Consider the following 18,931-nt stretch of genomic DNA (forward strand, 5'->3'; position numbering starts at 1 on the left):
CCGGAGCGATGAGCCAGCCAACCGAACGCACTCCCGAACGCCCCACCGGGCGCGCGGTCCCGACCAGCGCCGATGTCGCCCGCCTCGCGGGCGTCTCCCGGGCCACCGTCTCGTACGTCCTGAACAACACCTCGGCCGTCCGCATCAGCGAGCCCACCCGCCGCCGGGTGCGCGAGGCGGCCGAGGAACTGGGGTACGTGCCGCACGCCGCCGCCCGCAGCCTGCGCGCCGGCCACAGCCGGATGGTGCTGCTGCCGACCTCGCACGTCCCGGTCGGGCCCCTCTACAGCCAGTTCTTCAACGAGTTCCAGTGGGCCCTGCGACGCCTGGACTACACGGTGGTCCAGTACGGCAGCGTCGGCCTCGAAGGCGAGGAGGCCGCCCGCGCCTGGGCCGAGCTCCGCCCGGTGGCCGTGGTCTCGCTCGGCGAGGTCCGGCTCACCGGCCAGGGCGTCGAGATCCTCAAGCGGTCCGGGGCACGGGCGGTGATCACCCTCGGCACCCAGGGCGTCGAGGGCACCCACGCCCTCGTCATGGACCAGGGACGGGTCGGCGAGGTGGCCACCGCCCACCTCGTGGAGAGCGGGCGGCGCCGGATCGGGGTCGTCATCCCCGAGGAGCCGGGCCTGGCGATGTTCTCCGGTCCCCGCCTCGAAGGCGCGCGGCGCGCCGTCGAGGGCACCGGCGCCGGCGTCGTACCCCTGCCGCTGCGGTACGAGGAGGAGTCGGCGAACGCCCTCGCGGCGCGCTGGCGCGAGCTGGGCCTCGACGCGGTCTTCGCGTACAACGACGAGTACGCGATGCTCCTCATGCGGGCGCTCCAGGACGCGGGCGTCGCCGTGCCGGAGGACACCGCCGTCGTCGGCGCGGACGACCTGCTCCTGGGCCGGCTGCTCCGGCCCCGGCTCAGTACCGTACGGATCGACATGGTGCTCGGACGCGAACTGGCGGAGCTGGTCGACCGGGCCGTACGGGAACCGGAGGTCCCGCCCCGCACCCGCGCCCTCCTCGCCTCGGAGGTCGTCCGGCGGGAGTCGAGCTGACCGGTCGTCCGGCAGGTTCACCGGCCGGGCGCCCGTCCGGTGAAGGGCCTCCGGTCCGGTCGTCCCGCGGTACGTTCCGGGCCGTTCGCCGGGCGGAACGCGCGGGGAGACCTCGTCCGGCGGGGCCGCCGGACCGGTCGTCCGGCGGGAGGCCCGTCGAGCGCTTAGCGTCGGTGCATGAGCACAGTTCCGCAGCGTTTCGAGATCCTGCTGGTACCGGCGCACGTCGAGGACCGGGGCGGCGCCTCCGTCACGGACAGCGCGGTCCGTACGGCCGTCGTCGAAGCCACCGGACGGCACGGCGAGTCGGGCTATCCGATCTACGAGGGCCACGGAATGAGGGCCGACATCGACCCCGAGACGCGCACGGTGGAGGCGCTGCTCGTCGACGGACGCGAGCTCGACTACGGCCTCACGGCCCTCGCCCGCCCGGCGGCACGCGACTGACCTGGGGCGCCTCCTCGCGTCATCCCCTCGGCTCCCTCCCGGGCTCCCACGGCCGTGTCCCGAAACGGCCCGTTGACATGGCGGTTTTTCGGGCAGAGACTCTGCGCGCGCGCCAAGACGAAAGTCTTTAGGGCGAAAGTCCTTTCACCAGGCGAACAGAGTCGTTCCGAAGGTCACGTGGGAGAGAACCGATGAGCATCCGCGACGTCTACATCGTCGACGCCGTCCGCACCCCGATCGGGAAGTTCGGGGGCTCGCTCGCCCCGGTCCGCCCGGACGACCTCGCGGCGCACGTCGTCCGGGCCCTCGTGGACCGCTCGCCCGCGCTCGACCCGGCGCGCGTCGACGACGTCTACTTCGGCGACGCCAACGGCGCCGGCGAGGACAACCGCGACGTGGCACGGATGGCCGTCCTGCTCGCCGGGCTGCCCGTCTCCGTGCCCGGCGTCACCGTCAACCGCCTCTGCGGCTCCGGTCTCGAGGCCGTCGTCCAGGCGGCCCGCGCCATCGCCCTCGGCGACGCCTCCGTGGCCATCGCCGGGGGCGTCGAGTCGATGTCCCGCGCCCCCTGGGTCCTGCAGAAGCCCGAGCGGGCCTTCCCCGCCGGCCATCAGCAGCTCCACTCGACGACCCTCGGCTGGCGCATGACGAACCCGCGCATGCCCGCCGAGTGGACGGTCGCCCTCGGCGAGGGCGCGGAACTCGTCGCCGACAAGCACGGCATCACCCGCGAGCAGCAGGACGCCTTCGCCCTCGCCAGCCACCGCAAGGCGGCCGAGGCCTGGGCGAAGGGTCTGTACGACGACGAGGTCGTCCCCTACCCGTCGGTGGACCTCGCCCGCGACGAGTGCATCCGCGACTCGACGTCCATGGAGGCCCTCGCCAAGCTGAAGCCCTCCTTCCGACCCGAGGGAGGCACCGTCACGGCGGGCAACTCCTCCCCGCTCAACGACGGCGCGGCGGCCCTGCTGCTCGTCGACGAGGACGGACTGCGCGAGACCGGCCGGGAGCCGCTCGCCCGGATCCGCACCTCCGCCGTCACCGGCATCGAACCGCAGCTCTTCGGTCTCGGACCGGTCGAGGCGGTCCGCCGGGCCCTGGAGAAGGCGGGGCGCTCCTTCGCCGACCTACGGACCTTCGAGCTCAACGAGGCCTTCGCGGCCCAGTCGCTCGGCTGCCTCGCGGAATGGCCGGAACTCGACCCCGAGATCGTGAACCCGCGCGGCGGCGCCCTCGCCATCGGCCACCCGCTGGGTGCCTCGGGCGCCCGCCTCGCCGGATCGGTGGCCCACCAGCTGGCGGCGGCCGGCTCGGGCACCGGCCTCGCCGCCCTCTGCATCGGTGTCGGTCAGGGGCTCGCCCTGGTCCTGGAGCGCTGAGGCCCCACTCGCCCGCGCCGCACGCCGGTGCGCGACGCGGGAACACACCCGGACAGCACGCGAGGGGGCGCGGCAGCCGAGCCCCCGGGGACAGCACGCGAGGGGGGTACGGGAGCGACTCCCGTACCCCCCTCGCGGTGGGTCACTGCTGCTTGGCGTCCTCGACGGACTTGCGGACCTCGTCCATGTCCAGCTTCCGGGCCTGGCCGATGACGTCCTCGAGCGCGGCCTCGGGCAGCGCGCCGGGCTGCGAGAAGATCGCCACGTTGTCGCGCACGATCATCAGCGTCGGGATCGAGCGGATCTCGAACGCCGCCGCCAGCTCCGGCTGGGCCTCGGTGTCCACCTTGGCGAAGACCAGGTCCTCGTGACGCTTCGAGGCGGCCTCGTAGACCGGACCGAACTGACGGCAGGGACCGCACCAGGAAGCCCAGAAGTCGATCAGGACGAATTCGTTGCCGCTCACGACCTCGTCGAAGTTGTCCTTGGTGAGCTCTACGGTGCTCATGCTTCCTACCTTTCGGGGATCTCCTGGCGGTGTCCTCACGGTCCCCTGGGGACTCGCCCGGCACAACGGCGTATCGAGCCGCGCTATTCCGCACCGCTGAGCCAGACTGTTACCCATGACGCGAACGGTGGAAAGCGAGCACGAGTACGAGTACGACGTGGTGGTCCTGGGCGCGGGTCCGGTGGGGGAGAACGTCGTCGACCGGGTACGGGCCGCCGGCCTCAGCGCCGCGATCGTCGAGAGCGAGCTGATCGGCGGCGAGTGCTCGTACTGGGCCTGCATGCCCAGCAAGGCGCTCCTCCGCCCCGTGCTCGCCCGCTCCGACGCCCGAAAGGTCGCCGGCCTGCGCGAGTCGGTCTACGGTCCGCTCGACGCCCTTGAGGTCTTCGCCCACCGGGACGCCGTCGTCGGCGACTGGACCGACGACGGCCAGGTGGACTGGCTGGACTCGATCGGCGTACGGATCTTCCGGGGCCACGGCCGCCTCCTCGGGCCGCGCCGGGTCGAGGTCGCGGGGCCGGAGGGCGAGCGCCATGTCCTGACCGCCCGGCACGCGGTCGTCGTCTGCACCGGCAGCCGCGCCGTCCTTCCCGACCTGCCGGGCCTGACCGGGGCACGGCCCTGGACCAGCCGCGAGGCGACCAGCTCCGACCGGGTGCCCGGGCGGCTGATCGTGGTCGGCGGGGGAGTGGTGGGCGTGGAGATGGCCACCGCCTGGCACGCCCTCGGTGCCAAGGTCACGATGCTCGTACGGGGCGAGCGACTGCTGCCCCGGATGGAACCCTTCGTCGGCGAGCACGTGGCCGCAGCGCTCACCGCGCGCGGCGCGGACGTCCGTACCGGCGTCACGGTCAGCGCGGTGGTACGCGACGGGGGTACCGGACCGGTCACCGTCGTCCTGGAGGGCGGCGACCACGTCGAGGGCGACCAGGTGCTCTTCGCGACCGGCCGGGCCCCTCGCACCGAGGACATCGGCCTGGAGAAGGTCGGTCTGAAGCCGGGCTCCTGGCTCGACGTCGACGACAGCCTCAAGGTGACCGGCAGCGACTGGCTCTACGCCGTCGGGGACGTCAACCACCGAGCGCTCCTGACCCACCAGGGCAAGTACCAGGCCCGGATCGCCGGTGCCGCGATCGCCGCCCGCGCCGGGAACACCGAGCCCCTGGACGGGGCGAGCTGGGGTCCGCACGCGGCCACCGCCGACCACACCGCCGTACCGCAGGTGGTGTTCAGCGACCCCGAGGCGGCCGCCGTCGGCCTCTCGCTGGCCGAGGCCGAGCGTGCCGGGTACCGGGTCCGGGCCGTGGACCTCGACATGCGTCAGGTCGCCGGGGCAGGGCTCTACGCCCAGGGCTACCGCGGGCACGCCCGGATGGTCGTCGACCTCGACCGGGAGGTAGTCCTGGGCGTGTCCTTCGTCGGCCCGGGCATCGGCGAGCTGCTCCACTCGGCGACGGTCGCGGTCGTCGGCGAGGTCCCGATCGCCCGCCTGTGGCACGCCGTTCCGTCGTACCCGACCCTGAGCGAGGCGTGGCTGCGTCTGCTTGAGGCCTACCGGGGCTGACGCGCCGTCAATCCGTGGTGCCGCCCGGGGCGCCGTCCGCATCGGAGGCACGGGAGGCGTACGGGGCGACGAGCGCCCGTGCGGCCGACCGGGCGGCCTCCAGGGCGGGCCGAGGATCGCGGCCGGACTCCTGGCCCAGGACGACCCGGGTGCTCAACCCGTCGAGCAGGGCCAGGAGTTCGGAGGCGCGGGCACGGACGTCGAGCGGGGCGAAACGCCGTCGGGCGACCCCCGCCGCGAGCAGGGCCTCCAGGTCCTCCTGCCAGCCCCGGTCCAGTTCTTCCTGTGCCTCGCCGAGCGCGCTGTTGCCGGGGGTGCGCGCCCACAGCTCGATCCACAGGGTCCAGCGCGGATCGCGCGGGCCGTGCGGCAGATAGAGCCGGAGGAACTGGTCGAGCTTGCGCTCGGCCGTGGTCCGCCGCGACAGCAGCGCGCGGCGCTCCTCGGCGAGCGCGGCCTCGCTCCACCGGAGCGCGGCGAGCAGCAGCAGGTCCTTGCTGCCGAAGTAGTACAGGATGTGGCCGCCGCTGGTGCCCAGCCGTTCCGCGAGGGCCGACATCGTGAGCGAGGAGAGGCCGTCCTCGGCGATCGCCGTCATGGCCTCCTCCAGCATCCGTTCCTGGGTGACGTGCCCGTCCCGCCGTCGTGCCGACCCTGCCACCGCCACAGTCCCCGTTCCGCCGATCCGCCGGTGCGTTCGCTCCGGGTCGACCCTAATCGCAACCCCCGAAGGTCTTGACGTGGCCGGAACCCATCGCACATCTTGAATGCCATTCTAAAACTTAGAACGGCATTCAAGATCAGGAGGTGCGGTGTGCTCGGACACGAGACGGCGCCGGCGACCACGGGGGCCACGGCGACCACGGCCCGGGACGAGGTGTTCCAGGTCGAGGAGCACGGGATCGACCCCATACCCGACGCCGAACGCCACGGCAGCGCCAAGGACGTCTTCTGGCTCTGGTTCGGCTCCAACCTCACCTTCACCTACGTGATCAACGGCGCCCTCGCCGTCGCCTTCGGCCTTTCCTTCTGGCAGGCCACCGCCGTCGTCGTGATCGGCGGCCTCTCCTTCCTCGCCATCGGCGCGGCCGGACTCAGCGGCGTCCGCACCGGCACCGCCACCCTCGTCATCTCCCGCGCGGCCTTCGGCCGACGCGGCAACTGGCCGGCCGGCCTGCTCAACTGGATCGTCAGCATCGGCTACACGATCGTGAACACCGTGGTGGGCACCCTCGCCCTCGAAGCCTTCTTCGCCGACCTCGGCTGGAGCGGCGGATCCGCCGCCCGGGCGCTCGCCCTCGGCGTCACCCTCGCGCTGACCTTCGCCGTCGCCCTCTGGGGCCACGCCACCGTCCAGTTCGCCGAACGCTGGATGGCCTACGTCCTGGCCGCGGGATTCGCCGCCCTGCTCGTCCTCGTACTGCCCGGCGCCGACACCTCCGCCCCCTCCGCCGCGCCCGGCGCCGCCGGCTGGAGCCTCGCCTTCGTGGTGATGCTCGCGGGCCCCTTCTCCTACCTCCCCATGCCCGCCGACTACACCCGCTATCTGCCCCGCACGACCTCCCTCAAGGCCGTGACCTGGAGCGGAGCCCTCGGCGGCTTCGTCTCCTCCGTCGCCCTGGGCGTCGCCGGGGTGGCCGCGGCGACGCAGGTCGACATGACCGACGCCGTCGCCGGCACCGAGAGCCTGCTCCCCGGCTGGTTCCAGCCGCTCTTCCTGGCCCTGGTCCTCGGCGGGTCGGTCACCAACTCGATCATCACGCTCTACTCGTCGAGCCTGAACCTCCAGGTCCTCGGCATCCCCTGGAGCCGGGCCCGCGCCATCGTCATCAGTGCCGCCGTGACGGCCGTCGGCTCCCTCGGCGCCCTCTTCCTCACCGACTTCACCACCTCGCTCCTCTCCTTCCTCTCCCTCCTGATCATCGTCTTCGCCCCCTGGGGCGGCGTCTTCCTCGCCGACATGGTGCTCCGCCGCTGCACGTACGACTCCGCCGGACTGCACGCGAGCACCGGCGGGACGTACTGGTACCGCTCCGGCTGGCACCCGGCGGGCCTGATCGCGCTCGCCTCCGGCCTCCTCTTCTCGGCGCTCACCTGCGACTCCGAGCTGTGGACCGGCCCGCTCGTCACCCCGCTCGGCGGCGCGGACCTCACGCTGCTCGGTGCGGGAGTCTCGGCCCTGGTGTACGTGCTCCTCGCCCGACGGACCGTGGCGCCGGTACGCGGCTGAGGCCCCCCACTCCGCCCCGGCAACCCCTTCACCACCCCTCGTACGCACGTCACGGAGTCACCCCGCATGAACAGCACCACCCCCGCCACCGCGAACACTCCCGTCCCCGCCGACCTCCTCCTCACCGGCGCCCGGATCCACACCGTCGACCCCGCGCTCCCCGAGGCCGAGGCCCTCGCGGTACGTGACGGCCGGATCGTCTGGATCGGCTCCGACGCCGAGGCCGGCGCCTGGGCCGGGCCCGGCACCCGGGTCCTCGACGGCGGCGGACGGCTCGTCCTGCCCGGCTTCGTCGACGCCCACAACCACGTCCGCCTCGGCTCCGACGACGCCTGCGTCCAACTCGCCGGCGCCCGCACCCTCGACGCGATCCACGACCGCATCCGCACCTGGCACACCGCACACCCGGACGCCGAGTGGATCGAGGCCGAGGCCTTCGACTACTCCGCCGTCCCCGACGGTCGCATGCCCACCGCCGCCGACCTCGACCCGGCCACCGGCGACACCCCCGCCCTCGTGCTCAGCTACGACGTCCACACCGCCTGGCTCAACACCGCCGCCCTCCGGCGGCTCGGCGTCGACCGCGACCACACCGACCTCCCCTTCGGGCGGGCCGTCACGGACCCGACGACCGGCGAACCCACCGGTTTCGTCAAGGACTTCGCGGTCAGGGGACTCTCCCGCGACGGCCACCGCTCCCTTCGTGAACTCGGCGTCCCGTGGGCCTCCCCGGACCGGCAGTACGGCCGCCTCGCCAAGAGCCTCGACGACGCCATCGCCTTCGGCATCACCACCGTCGTCGAACCCCAGAACTCGCTCGACGACCTCGCCCTCTTCCAGCGCGCCCGTGCCGAGGGCCGTCTGCGCTCCCGGATCGTCGCCGCGCTGTTCCACCCCCGCGGCACGACCGACACCGACCTGGACGAATTCCAGTCCGTGGCAAAGGAGTTCGCGGACGACCGGCTGCGGGTCGGCCCGCTCAAGCTGTACATCGACGACGTCGTGGAACCCCGTACGGCCGCCCTCCTGGAACCGTACGCCGGCTGCTCCCACCACCGCGGCGACACCTTCTACCCGCCCGAGGAGTTCGCCGACCTGCTCACCCGGCTCGACGCGCGCGGCTTCCAGTGCTTCGTCCACGCCACCGGCGACCGGGGCATCCGTACCGTCCTCGACGCCGTCGAGCGGGCCCGGGCCGCCAACGGGCCGCGTGACGCCCGCCACCAGATCGTCCACGTGGAGTGCCTCGACCCGGCCGACACCCCGCGCTTCGCCGCACTCGGCGTCGTCGCCTGCATGCAGCCCCGGCACGCCGCCCCGGACATCGCGGGACCGGGCCAGGACTGGGCCGAGAACGTCGGCCCCGGCCGCTGGCACAAGGCCTGGCCGCTGCGCAGCCTGAGCGAGGCGGGCGCCGTCCTCGCCCTCTCCAGCGACTGGAACGTGGCCGAGATGGACCCCATGGTCGGTATCCACGCCGCCGTGACCCGTCGCCCGCCCGGTGGCGGGGAGGCCTGGACGGCGGGCGAGACGATCGACGTCGTCGCCGCCGTCGAGGGTTACACGATGGGCTCCGCGTACGCCAACTTCCTGGAGCATGAGCGAGGTTCGCTGACGGTCGGCAAGCTGGCCGACTTCGTCGTCCTTTCCCGCGACATCCTGCGCATCGCCCCGGAGGAGATCCCGGGCACGGTGGCGGAGACGGTCGTGGTGGGCGGGGAAGTGGTCGTGGAGCACTGAGCCGGGGAGGCGGCGCGGAGCACCCGTGGGGGTGAACGGCCGCCGGGTCCGGGTGACCCGGCGGCCTCCGCCGTGAGGATGCCGGTGTCGTGCGACGCCGATGCCGCCGTCGGTCAGTGGCCGTCGTTCCCGGACTTCACCACCATCCGCCGATCGAAGGTGAGGCCCGCGTTCCGGGACTCGTACACGCCGTCCTGAGTCGCGACGAGCAGACGGCGGGCGTCCACGACCGTGAGCGCCTGCGGGCCTCCGCCCGGGACGGTGGAGACGCGCGTCCATCCGGTGCCGCCGCCCGTACCGCGGAAGAGGACGCCGTTCGGATCGATGCCGAAGAGGGCGTCGGGGGCACCCCAGGAGACGTGCGCGAGGACCCGGCCCGCACCCGGGGCGAAGCTCCGGCCGCCGTCCGTGCTGCGGGCCACTCCGGTTTCGGTGGTCGCGAGGACGGTGCCCGGGGCGGTGGGGGAGACGGCGATGTCGACGGCGCGCAGCGTGGCACGGTCGCCCCAGGTGACGCCGTCCGCGCTGACCCGCAACAGGCCGTTGGTGCTGTCGTACCCGTAGACGGTGGAGTCGGCTGCGGTGTCCAGGGCGTGGAAGTCGACCTTCCCGGCGAGTGACTTCTCCTGCCAGGTGCGTCCGGAGTCCGTCGACGCGATGAGACCGAGGTCGGCGGGCCCGTCGCCGCCGGGGGCGGGGTGGCCGCTTGCGAGGAAGGCTCCCCCGGCCGTGACGGTGAAACCCATGAAGTCGTCGCGGCGGTCGCCGACCGGGGTCGGCCGGCCGTCGGCGTCCGGGGTGTGGAGCCCTTGGTGGGTGGCTACGTAGAGGGTTTCGCCGCGGACGCCGAGGCCGTGGATGTGACTGAGGGCCGCACCGGACCCGCCCTCGGGGGCCGGGTCCCCGGACGACGAACACGCGGTGAGGGCCAGGGCCATGGTGACGGCGGTGGCAGCGGCGGTGAGGGTGGGGGTGCGGCGGAGGGGAAGGGGGAGAGTGAGGGCCGAGAGGCCGGAGAAAGGCTTCTTCATCGTTCTTTCGCCTGTGGATCAGGGGAGGCGGCGGGGGGCGGCCCGCCCCGGGGAGGGACGGGCCGCCTGCGCCACGCGCGCGTGTACGGGAAGGGTGGAGCCGGGCCGGGTCAGAGGCGGGCGAGGACCTTCTTCAAGGTGGCGACCTCGGCGGACTGGGTCCGTACGACGTCGTCGGCGAGCGCCTTGGCCGTGGCGTTCCGGCCGTTCTTCTGTTCGTCCTCGGCCATGTCGACGGCGCCGTCGTGGTGGGCGATCATCAGCTCGGCGAACGTGCGGTCGAAGGCCTTGCCCTTGACGGCGGCCAGATCCTTCATGTCCTGCTCGGACATCATCCCGGCCATGCCGTGACCGCCCCCGCCGCCGGAGCCGTGACCGGCGGACTCGGGCTTGCCCCAGCCCTTGAGCCATGCCTTCATCTTCTGGATCTCCGGGTCCTGGGCCTGCTCGATGGCGGTGACCAGCTTCTTGACCTCGGGGTCCTCGGCCCGGCCCTCGGCGAGCTTCGCCATCTCCAGGGCCTGCTCGTGGTGGGGGATCATCATCTGCGCGAACATGGCGTCCGCGTCGTTGAAGGCGCCGGGGGCGGCGGCCGCGGTGGCGGAAGCCGAGGCGGAACCGGGGGTGGAAGCCGCTGCGGACGGGGACGGGGACGCGGACGAGGACGCGCCGTGGTCCATTCCGGTCTTGCCGTCGTCGGTGCCGCAGGCGGTGAGCAGGAGCCCGGTCGCGGTGGCGGCGCCGAGGAGGGCGAGCTTCCTGGCGCTGCGGTGGGTGAAGGAACGCATGGGTGATACCTCGGGTGCTGGTCGTACAGACGGAAATGGGCAGGCCGAAGGCGTTCACGGGCAGCGCGAGGCGCCCGCGGTGGCGGTACGGCCTAGATCCGCAGGACGGACAGCCGGGCGAGGTCGGGAGGTCGGGGCGGGGGTGCGTGCGGCCCCAGTGCGGGGGTGAGCCGCGCGAGGAGGAGGGCCATCCAGTCGGGGCGTCGTCCGAGCGCGGCTCTGACGAGCCCCATGAGCAGCCAGCCGGTGAGGACGGCCACGCACAGCGTGGTCATGTCCATCCCCGTGCCCGGTTCGTGCCGGGCGTCGGAGTCGTCGCCGTCGTGGGAGGCGGCGCCGGAGTGGTGGGCGGACGCGGAAGGGGGCTCCATGCCGCCGCCGGACCCCTCGGGGTGGCCGACGGCATGCATCAGGAACACCCCGAGCGCGAGCACGACGACGAGCAGAAGGTGCGCCAGGGCGCCTTCTGCTCGTCGACGGCGTTCTGCTCGGTGTGTACCCACGGCCAGGACCTCCTGGCCGCCGAATATACCGGACGGGGGTATCGGGACCGCGTCAGGAGGCGCGTGGCGGATGCCCGCGCCGGAGCGGCGGTGTCACGCGCCGCGTCAGCGCGGCGGTGTCACGCGCCACGCCGAGTCGACGGTGTCACGCGCCGCGTCGGACCGGCCGCGTCAGGCCGGGGGAGTCTCGCCGGTCATCGCGGCGGCCATCCGCAGGTGCGGCGCGGCCTCGTCCGTGCGTCCCAGGCGCTCCAGGGTGCGACCCAGCATCAGCCGGGCGTAGTGCTCGACCGGGTCGCGCTCCAGGATCTCCCGCAGTTCCGCCTCGGCGCGGGAGAGCTGGGCGGAGTGGTAGTAGGCCCGTGCGAGGAGGAGTCGCTGGGCCGTCTGCTCCGGGTGCTCGGCGACCAGGCCGCGCAGGACGCGCACGGCGGTTCCGTACTCCTTCGCGTCGAAGAAGAACCGGGCCCGGTCCCAGCGTTCGCCGGCTGTTCCGAACTCGTAGTACGTGTCGCTCACTTGCTCGCCCTTTCCAGAGGCCCGGATCTGCCACCCTGTGGGGTGGTCGACCAGGTCAACAAACCGAGATGGTTGAACATTCCACTATGGTCACTCTCTCCGGACAGGAACAGGTTGAGCATGAGCAATCTTGATCGTCAGGCCGCGCTGACCGTGTGCGGCGGTCGCGGATTCGTCGTCGCCGAGCCGGTACGGGAACTCCTCAGCCCCCGCCACGTTCAGCTCGGGGAGTCGACCGAGGTCCGCCGACTGCTCCCCAACCTGGGCCGCCGGATGGTCGGAGCCTGGGCCTTCGTGGATCACTACGGGCCGGACGACATCGCCGACGAACCGGGCATGCAGGTTCCGCCGCACCCGCACATGGGACTCCAGACCGTCAGCTGGCTCCACGACGGAGAGGTCCTGCACCGGGACTCCACCGGCAGCCTCCAGACCGTCCGGCCGCGCGAACTGGGCCTCATGACCTCGGGCCGGGGCATCTCCCACTCGGAGGAGAGCCCCACGTCGCACGCCCGCTTCCTCCACGGCGCCCAGCTCTGGGTGGCCCTCCCCGACACCCACCGCCATGTGGAGCCGCACTTCCAGCACCATGCCGATCTGCCCCGGGTCACCACCCCGGGCCTCACGGCCACGGTCATCCTCGGCGAGCTCGACGGCGCCGTCTCGCCCGGCACGACGTACACCCCGATCGTCGGCGCCGATCTCGCGCTCACGGCCGGCGCCGAGACGAACCTCCCCCTGGACCCCGACTTCGAGTACGCCGTCCTGGCCATGTCCGGTGAGGCCCATGTCGACGGCGTCCCGGTCCTCCCCGGCTCCATGCTCTACCTGGGCTGCGGCCGCACCGAGCTGCCCCTCCGCGCGGTCTCCGACGCCGGCCTGATGCTCCTCGGCGGCGAGCCCTTCGAGGAGGAGATCGTCATGTGGTGGAACTTCGTGGGTCGCACGGACGAGGAGATCCGCGAGGCGCGGGAGGCCTGGACGGCGAGCGACCGCTTCGGCGAGGTCAAGGGCTACGACGGCGACCGCCTGGACGCCCCGGAGGTCCCCCCGACCCCGCTCAAGGCCCGGGGGCGGGTGCGCTGACCTGGTCCTTCCGCTGCCGGCTGATGTCCTTCTGCCGGCCGATACCCGAACGGGGTGTGCGGGGCCGGGCTGCCCTTCGCCGCCTTGCCGACTGATCGTCAACTCTGTGCTGGGCTCAGAAGCTTCCACCAAGACGAAGATGGACCCGCCGCCGACGAGGCCGGTCCTCTCCGCGTGAGCGGAGGTGGACCGGAGAACCCGCACACGCGAGGCGGCGGTGGTCCCGGCCTTTGCCGTGGGGGCCGCAGGCGGGTCGTTGCGAGCGGCCCCTCCTCGCAACGACCCACCTGAACCGTCATTGAATCCGCGGGTGGCGACGTTTCCGCTGCTGAGACGACGCCCTCGTGCGCGTGAGCACGTTACGCCCCCGCAGTCGAAACCAGCGGCCACGGGTGGCCCTCCACGGAAACCCCCGGTCGGCAGGAGCGCGTCGACACCCGGCCGGATGCCTCCCGTCGCGCCCGGCTGCTCCGGGTGGACCCCACGAGTGGTGGACCTCCCGCCGCGAATTCAGGCTGGTCCACGGCGGTGCCCGCCCGAACCACGCGGCAGCGGGCCGAGCCGGACGGCATCGTCCCAGCCGGGACAGTCGAGAGGGTCAACCACGCGGGAGAGACGGGATCATGACGGAACAGGACGACAGGACGGGCTGCCTACCGGCCGTTCGGGGGAGCGGCTGGTTCGTACGGAAACGGGGGGAACACCACCACGCGCGGCGAACCCCCGGGGACGCGCGCACCAAGGCGGCGGTGGCCGCAGCGGGCCTCGCCTTCCTGGGCGCCGTCGCCCCGACACCGAGCAGCGCCGGGTCGTCAGACCTCCCATGGCCCCCGCCGGGTGGTGCTCCGGCGCGGTTCGTGCCCGGTCCCTGCCCGGACACGCCCGAGCCGATCCCCGGCCGGTGCGGGCTCCTGGAGGTGCCCGAGAACCGGGCCCATCGTGGCGGACGGACCATCAAGCTGACCGTGGCCATCATTCCGGCCACGTCGACCAAGCCCGCCGGAGACCCGGTGGTGTTCATGGAAGGGGGGCCCGGCGGCGACGCGATCGGGGCCATCCCCTTCCTGATCGACTCCAAGGTCAACCGCGACCGCGACCTGATCGTCATGACCCAGCGCGGAGGGCTCCACTCGCGTCCGAACCTCGCCTGCCCGGAGATCGACCGGTTCTACGGGGAGGCCGTCGGGCTGCGCTACGACGCGCCCTCGACCGGACGGCGGCTCGTACGGGCGGCGAAGGAGTGCCGGGACCGGTTGACGGCCGAAGGCGTCGATCTGCGCGCCTACAACACCACCGAGAACGCCGCCGACTTCGCCGACCTGCGCAGGACGCTGGGCGTCGAGCGGTGGAACGTATACGGCTACTCCTACGGCACCGACCTGGCCCTCACCTTGCTGCGCCGGCACCCCCAGGGGATCAGTTCGGTGGCGATCGACTCGGTCGTACCCCCGCAGATCGTCAGCCTGCCGTGGACCTGGGACAGCGCCCGGGAGGGAATCGGTGCGATCTTCGACGCGTGCGCGGCCCAGCCGAGCTGCAAGAGCCGCTACCCGGACCTCCCGCGGACACTGACCGAACAGGTCCGGCGCCTGGAGGCGAACCCCCTGACGCTGACGGTGGAGCCGCCCGGGGGAGGGAACCCGGTGAAGGTCGTCCTCGACGGGGGAACCCTGGTGAACATCCTGGTCACCAACGGCCGCGCCATGCCGGCCGTGGACGTCCCCGCGGCACTCGACGAACTCGCCCGCGGCAACCCCGAGCGCCTCGCGAAGGTACAAGCCGCCGGCGCGACGCCCGTCATCGGCGAGATGGCCCACGGTCTGACGCATTCGGTGGCGTGCAGCGAATGGGTGCCGGGCCATTCGAAGTCCGACCTCCTGGCGGCGGGGCGCCGGGCCTTCCCCGGGTGGCCGGACACGGTCCTCGCCCAAGCACCGCAGCTGCCCTTCGAGCACGACCTGTGCCGCGTCTGGAACGTCCCGGACCGCACCGCGATCCAGCGGGTGGCCACCTTCAGCAAGGTGCCGACGCTCATCGTCTCCGGAACCTTCGACGCCAAGACCGGAGCGAAGTGGGGGCCGTACACGGGACGCACGCTGCCCCGCTCGACCGCCGTGCGGATTCCCGGGATCGGCCACTTCGTGGTTCCCCAGTCGCCCTGCGCGCAGAGCGTCCTGGCGTCCTTCCTCGCGCGTCCGACCGCGCCCGACACCGGTTGCGTCGCAGGACTCGCACCGGCACCGTTCACCATCACCCCCCTCCCGGAGCGAACATGACGTCCCTCTGCCCACCCCCTCGCCGGCGCACGTCGCGCCGCCTCGCGGCCCTGCTCGCCGGGGCCACCGCGAGTGTCCTCGTCGCCGGCCTCGCCGCGATGCCCGCACAAGCCGAGTCCGGCGTCGCGGAGCCGCTCGGCACGGTCGCCCGGACGGCGGGCGACGCCCGCTTCGAGCCCGGCCCCTGCCCGAGGACGGCGGACCCCATCCCCGACCTGGAGCGCGCCCGCTGCGGAACGCTCACCGTGCCCGAGAAGCGTTCCCGCCACAAGGCGCGGAAGAAGATCACCCTCGGTGTCGCGATCATCCCCGCGGCCACCAGCAGACGGGCGTCCGACCCGATCGTGTGGCTCGCCGGCGGGCCCGGCGACGACGCGGTGTCCGAGATCCCGATGGCCGTCGCCGGTGGGCTCAACCGCGACCGTGACGTGATCTTCATGTCCCAGCGGGGGACGTACTCCGCCGACCCGGAGCTCACCTGCCCGAACGTGGACGCGTTCGCCGCGCGTGCCCTCGGTCTCGTCTTCGGCGCGCCGTCCACCGGACGTCTGCACGTCGAGGAGACGCGGGAATGCCGCGACCGGCTGGTGAGCCGCGGAGCCGACCTCAGCGCCTACAACGGCACCGAGAGCGCCGCCGACTACGACGGCCTGCGCAAGGCGCTGGGCATCAAGCAGTGGAACGTCTTCGGCATCTCCTACGGCACCGACCTGGCGCTCCAGTACATGCGCCTGCACCCGAAGGGCATCCGGTCGGTCGGCATCGACGGCGTCCTGCCGCCGTCCCTCGCCGGAGGGGCCGTGACCTGGAAGGCCGCACGAGAGGGCTTCGACGGTATCTTCAAGGCCTGCGCGGAGCAGGCCGCATGCAACGCCCGCTATCCGAACCTCAAGGCCACCTTCGAGCGCCTCGTCCGCGAGCTGGAGGCCCGACCGGTCACCACCACCGTCACGGTCCCGGACCACCCGGAGCCGGTGAAGGTCGTGCTGGACGGCGGACTGCTGGTGAACTGGCTGACCTTCGCCAGTCATCTCGCGGCCGGAGTGCCCCGCTCCCTCGACGAGCTGGCGCACGGCAACCCGCAGCGGATCGCCGAGCAGTTGGCGGGCGGGAGGCTCAGCCCGCAGGCCAACGGGAGGGTTTCCCACGGCCTCGCCTTCGGCGTCTTCTGCAGCGAGTGGACACCGTACGAGAGCGAGGAGGACGTGCTCAGGGCAGGGCGGCAGCTCTTCCCGTCGTTCCCCCGCTCGGTGCTGGCCAACGCTCCGCTGCTCAGCTGGCTCCACGCGGACTGCCGCGCCTGGGACGTCCCCGCGGCACCGCGCTCGATCCGGAAGGTGACGCGCAGCGACATCCCGACGCTCGTCCTGTCCGGCGGGTTCGACGCCCAGACCGCGCCGAGCAGCGGGGCGTACGCCGCCCGTACGCTGAGCCGCTCCACGGCCGTCACGGTCCCCTACGTCGCCCACGTGGTCTTCGCGGACTCTCGGTGCGCGCAGGAGATCACCACCTCCTTCTTCGCCACCCCGAACGCGCCGAACACCGGATGCCTCGCAGGCCTCCAGCCGCCTCAGTTCGAGATCACACCGTAGAAGCCGAGCACCGGCTCCCCTGCCCGGCCCGCTCCCTCGAACCAGAGGGGCGCGGGCCGGGCTCCGTGTCGCGGTGGACGGTGATCGGTGGCTCAGGTGGGGTGGGTGTCGTCCGAGCGGAGGGCGGTGCGGACGCCTGAACGACCACGGTGATCAGGCACAGGGCGATGACGGTCTCGGCCCACAGGAAGGCGAACCAGTCGATCACACAACCGATCGGGGGTGTGCCGGGAGCGGTGTTGCGGAACGCCGCAAGGGCGAACAGCGTGGCGGCCATCCAGGCCATGGCAGGCCAGACCAGGCCCTTGGCGCGGGTCGTCAGGTACCAGGCCCCGAGGAGCACGGACGCCGCCAGCGCCCACATCACGACCATCATGAAGATCGCGAAGACGAGCAGGCTGGGCGATCGGGACAGCCTCAGCGCCACGACGGCCTCCTGCCCGGAGGGCGGGGGCGTCGCCGAGACGGAGAAGAGCGTGCTGTTGTTCGTGAGGAGCATCCGCACCGGCACCTCCTTGCCACCCAGCAGCGCCCAGAACTCGATGTCGGTCTCGTAGGTGTCGAACGGGTAGTCGCCGACCGAACCACCCGTCGTCGCGACCTGCACGTCCTTGGGCGCGAGCCGCTCGTGCGCCTTGAACGCCAGGTCGCTGAGGGTCGCCACGGAGGTCTGGAGGCTGAGATCGGCCACCGGGGCGGTCCCGTCCTCCTCACCGAGGGCCCCGCGCGGGGTGACCCGGACCCGCAGGACGAGCTCTCTGGCCGCGGCGTCGACGCTCTGGACGGTGGCCTCCACATCCACCCGGTCGGCGGCCTGGGATCCGATCGCGTGGACCGTGTCGTTCGCCTCCCGCTCGCTGACCTGCAGCCACGACCCGACGGACACGGCCACCAGGATCAGGACCGCGAGCGGCAGCAGGACCGGCAGGATCGACGTCCCGAAGCGTCGTGGGCGGGGCGATGGCGGGGGTGGGGCCATGGTGACTCCGACGAGGTGAGAAGGGCAACGGGCTCGTCCCGACCGTCGAGTCCGAGCCGGGCAGGCGGGACATTCCCGGTGAGTCGGAGGAGCATCTATGGGTGTGAGGTCGGTACGGCGCACGCGCCGCCGATGGCAGGAGGCGGCGCACGTCGGCCGGCCGAGAGGAGGCGGCCATGATCGTCGACTGCGCTCATTACCGGGACGGGCGTCGGCAGCACGAGGGTGCGATGCCGCTGGAGCAGGCGGCCGCGCGCTGCAGGCTGGGCGGATTCGTCTGGCTGGGCATGTTCGAACCGAGCCCCGAGGAGCTGAGCCGGGTCCGTGAGGTCTTCGGACTGCATGAGCTGGCCGTCGAGGACGCCCGGACGTTCCACCTGCGGCCGAAGGCGGAGCAGTACGAGGACGGCACCGAACTGATCATCCTGCGCACGGCACGCTACGACGACGAGCGGGAGGAGATCGACACCGGCGAGATCAGCATCTTCCTCGCCGAACACTTCGTGATCACGGTTCGCCAGGGCATCGCGAGCGAGCTGAGCGAAGCCCGGAGCCGTCTGGAGAGCCGACCCGAGCTGCTGAAGTCCGGCAGCGCCTCCACGCTGTGGGCCATCTTCGACCAGGTGGTCGACAGCTACGCGCCGGTCGTCGAGGAGCTCGAACGCGACATCGAGCAGATCGAGGCCACCGTGTTCTCCGGGGCGGTCGCCCCGACCCAACGGATCTACTTCCTGCGCCGTGAGGCGACCGACTTCTACCGTGCCGTGCACCCGCTGCTCGCGGTGCTCGGGCGGCGCCTGCAGTCCGGCAAGTCGCCCCCCGCGCTCCTGCCGTACATCCGCGACGTCCACGACCACCTGCTGCTGGTCAACGAGGAGGTCGCGGCCCAGCGCGACCTTCTGACCACCGTCCTGGAGGCGAACATCGCGGTGATCTCCGTCGAGCAGAACAAGATCAATCTCCGGCAGAGCGCCACGATGGAACGGCTCACCATCCTCGCCAGCGTGTTCCTCCCGCTGTCCTTCGTCGTCGGCTACTTCGGGCAGAACTTCGACTGGCTGGTCAGCCACATCAGCGGCTTCCCGGCCTTCCTCGCCCTCACCGTCGGCGGAGTGCTCCTGCCCTGCCTGATGCTCTACGTCTGGCTGCGCCGCCGCCGCGGCCCCCTGCCACAGCCGACGCCGGAGGTGACCAACCCGGTCCAGCGGGACGCGCCGGCCTCCACCGAGTGAGGACGGCGCGGGCG

The 18,931-nt window shown here is 72.4% G+C and carries 17 protein-coding genes; 10 read left to right on the forward strand and 7 right to left on the reverse strand.

Going from position 1 to position 18,931, the window contains the following annotated elements; all coding sequences use genetic code 11:
* Positions 1-8: 8 nt before the first annotated feature.
* The 3 genes from OG514_RS28435 (at position 9) to OG514_RS28445 (ending at position 2,869) form a co-directional block, all read left to right on the forward strand.
* Positions 9-1,043, forward strand: coding sequence for a LacI family DNA-binding transcriptional regulator (locus tag OG514_RS28435; protein ID WP_266899650.1), 1,035 nt, complete (start codon positions 9-11; stop codon positions 1,041-1,043).
* Between the two features lie 177 nt (positions 1,044-1,220).
* Positions 1,221-1,490, forward strand: coding sequence for a hypothetical protein (locus OG514_RS28440; RefSeq protein ID WP_266899652.1), 270 nt, complete (start codon positions 1,221-1,223; stop codon positions 1,488-1,490).
* 191 nt (positions 1,491-1,681) lie between these two features.
* Complete coding sequence (locus tag OG514_RS28445) at positions 1,682-2,869, forward strand: thiolase family protein (protein WP_266899654.1); 1,188 nt, start codon at positions 1,682-1,684, stop codon at positions 2,867-2,869.
* A 142-nt stretch (positions 2,870-3,011) separates the two neighbouring features.
* On the opposite strand, the gene trxA is transcribed toward OG514_RS28445, so the two are convergent.
* Entirely contained in the window at positions 3,012-3,377 is a 366-nt protein-coding gene (gene trxA, locus OG514_RS28450) for a thioredoxin (RefSeq protein WP_266899656.1), read from the reverse strand.
* Positions 3,378-3,492: 115 nt separating this feature from the next.
* Between trxA and OG514_RS28455 the strand changes: the two genes are divergently transcribed.
* Positions 3,493-4,941, forward strand: a complete 1,449-nt coding sequence (locus tag OG514_RS28455; protein ID WP_266899658.1) for an NAD(P)/FAD-dependent oxidoreductase — start codon at positions 3,493-3,495, stop codon at positions 4,939-4,941.
* 7 nt (positions 4,942-4,948) lie between these two features.
* On the opposite strand, the gene OG514_RS28460 is transcribed toward OG514_RS28455, so the two are convergent.
* Complete coding sequence (locus OG514_RS28460) at positions 4,949-5,602, reverse strand: TetR/AcrR family transcriptional regulator (protein WP_266899660.1); 654 nt, start codon at positions 5,600-5,602, stop codon at positions 4,949-4,951.
* Positions 5,603-5,755: 153 nt separating this feature from the next.
* Between OG514_RS28460 and OG514_RS28465 the strand changes: the two genes are divergently transcribed.
* Positions 5,756-7,171, forward strand: a complete 1,416-nt coding sequence (locus tag OG514_RS28465; RefSeq protein ID WP_266899662.1) for a cytosine permease — start codon at positions 5,756-5,758, stop codon at positions 7,169-7,171.
* Between the two features lie 66 nt (positions 7,172-7,237).
* Positions 7,238-8,911: an amidohydrolase gene (locus OG514_RS28470; protein ID WP_266899664.1), complete on the forward strand. Its 1,674-nt coding sequence runs from the start codon at positions 7,238-7,240 to the stop codon at positions 8,909-8,911.
* Positions 8,912-9,024: 113 nt separating this feature from the next.
* Here the strand turns inward: OG514_RS28470 and OG514_RS28475 are convergent, their stop codons facing one another.
* The 4 genes from OG514_RS28475 to OG514_RS28490 all read right to left on the reverse strand — a co-directional run bounded on the left by OG514_RS28475 (position 9,025) and on the right by OG514_RS28490 (position 11,752).
* Positions 9,025-9,942, reverse strand: coding sequence for a F510_1955 family glycosylhydrolase (locus OG514_RS28475; protein WP_266899666.1), 918 nt, complete (start codon positions 9,940-9,942; stop codon positions 9,025-9,027).
* Positions 9,943-10,052: 110 nt separating this feature from the next.
* Complete coding sequence (locus OG514_RS28480; protein WP_266899668.1) at positions 10,053-10,730, reverse strand: DUF305 domain-containing protein; 678 nt, start codon at positions 10,728-10,730, stop codon at positions 10,053-10,055.
* 92 nt (positions 10,731-10,822) lie between these two features.
* On the reverse strand, positions 10,823-11,233 hold the full coding sequence (locus OG514_RS28485) for a DUF6153 family protein (RefSeq protein ID WP_266899670.1): 411 nt from the start codon (positions 11,231-11,233) through the stop codon (positions 10,823-10,825).
* Positions 11,234-11,404: 171 nt separating this feature from the next.
* Entirely contained in the window at positions 11,405-11,752 is a 348-nt protein-coding gene (locus OG514_RS28490; protein WP_266899672.1) for a M48 family metallopeptidase, read from the reverse strand.
* A 120-nt stretch (positions 11,753-11,872) separates the two neighbouring features.
* Here OG514_RS28490 and OG514_RS28495 point away from each other — a divergent pair, with 120 nt between their 5' ends.
* From OG514_RS28495 to OG514_RS28505, 3 genes are all read left to right on the forward strand, one after another.
* Positions 11,873-12,838 (forward strand): pirin family protein, encoded by a 966-nt coding sequence (locus OG514_RS28495; RefSeq protein WP_266899674.1) that lies wholly within the window; start codon positions 11,873-11,875, stop codon positions 12,836-12,838.
* 965 nt (positions 12,839-13,803) lie between these two features.
* Entirely contained in the window at positions 13,804-15,114 is a 1,311-nt protein-coding gene (locus OG514_RS28500; protein ID WP_266899676.1) for an alpha/beta fold hydrolase, read from the forward strand.
* Positions 15,111-16,706, forward strand: a complete 1,596-nt coding sequence (locus OG514_RS28505) for an alpha/beta fold hydrolase (protein WP_266899678.1) — start codon at positions 15,111-15,113, stop codon at positions 16,704-16,706. The genes OG514_RS28500 and OG514_RS28505 overlap by 4 nt, the downstream gene beginning before the upstream one ends.
* Here the strand turns inward: OG514_RS28505 and OG514_RS28510 are convergent.
* A complete protein-coding gene (locus OG514_RS28510; RefSeq protein ID WP_266899680.1) occupies positions 16,696-17,685 on the reverse strand; it encodes a DUF4436 family protein in 990 nt (329 codons plus the stop codon). The genes OG514_RS28505 and OG514_RS28510 overlap by 11 nt on opposite strands.
* Before the next feature lie 176 nt (positions 17,686-17,861).
* Between OG514_RS28510 and OG514_RS28515 the strand changes: the two genes are divergently transcribed.
* Positions 17,862-18,917, forward strand: coding sequence for a magnesium and cobalt transport protein CorA (locus OG514_RS28515; RefSeq protein ID WP_266899682.1), 1,056 nt, complete (start codon positions 17,862-17,864; stop codon positions 18,915-18,917).
* The last annotated feature ends 14 nt before the right edge of the window (positions 18,918-18,931 follow it).

Origin of the sequence: Streptomyces sp. NBC_00572 (genome assembly GCF_026341815.1) — a bacterium.
GTDB lineage: Bacteria > Actinomycetota > Actinomycetes > Streptomycetales > Streptomycetaceae > Streptomyces.

Coding starts and splice junctions, on each gene's coding strand:
- OG514_RS28435 (WP_266899650.1), top strand. CDS start 9: ATGAGCCAGCCAACCGAACGCACTCCCGAACGCCCCACCGGGCGCGCG.
- OG514_RS28440 (WP_266899652.1), top strand. CDS start 1,221: ATGAGCACAGTTCCGCAGCGTTTCGAGATCCTGCTGGTACCGGCGCAC.
- OG514_RS28445 (WP_266899654.1), top strand. CDS start 1,682: ATGAGCATCCGCGACGTCTACATCGTCGACGCCGTCCGCACCCCGATC.
- trxA (WP_266899656.1), bottom strand. CDS start 3,377: ATGAGCACCGTAGAGCTCACCAAGGACAACTTCGACGAGGTCGTGAGC.
- OG514_RS28455 (WP_266899658.1), top strand. CDS start 3,493: ATGACGCGAACGGTGGAAAGCGAGCACGAGTACGAGTACGACGTGGTG.
- OG514_RS28470 (WP_266899664.1), top strand. CDS start 7,238: ATGAACAGCACCACCCCCGCCACCGCGAACACTCCCGTCCCCGCCGAC.
- OG514_RS28475 (WP_266899666.1), bottom strand. CDS start 9,942: ATGAAGAAGCCTTTCTCCGGCCTCTCGGCCCTCACTCTCCCCCTTCCC.
- OG514_RS28480 (WP_266899668.1), bottom strand. CDS start 10,730: ATGCGTTCCTTCACCCACCGCAGCGCCAGGAAGCTCGCCCTCCTCGGC.
- OG514_RS28495 (WP_266899674.1), top strand. CDS start 11,873: ATGAGCAATCTTGATCGTCAGGCCGCGCTGACCGTGTGCGGCGGTCGC.
- OG514_RS28505 (WP_266899678.1), top strand. CDS start 15,111: ATGACGTCCCTCTGCCCACCCCCTCGCCGGCGCACGTCGCGCCGCCTC.
- OG514_RS28510 (WP_266899680.1), bottom strand. CDS start 17,685: ATGGCCCCACCCCCGCCATCGCCCCGCCCACGACGCTTCGGGACGTCG.
- OG514_RS28515 (WP_266899682.1), top strand. CDS start 17,862: ATGATCGTCGACTGCGCTCATTACCGGGACGGGCGTCGGCAGCACGAG.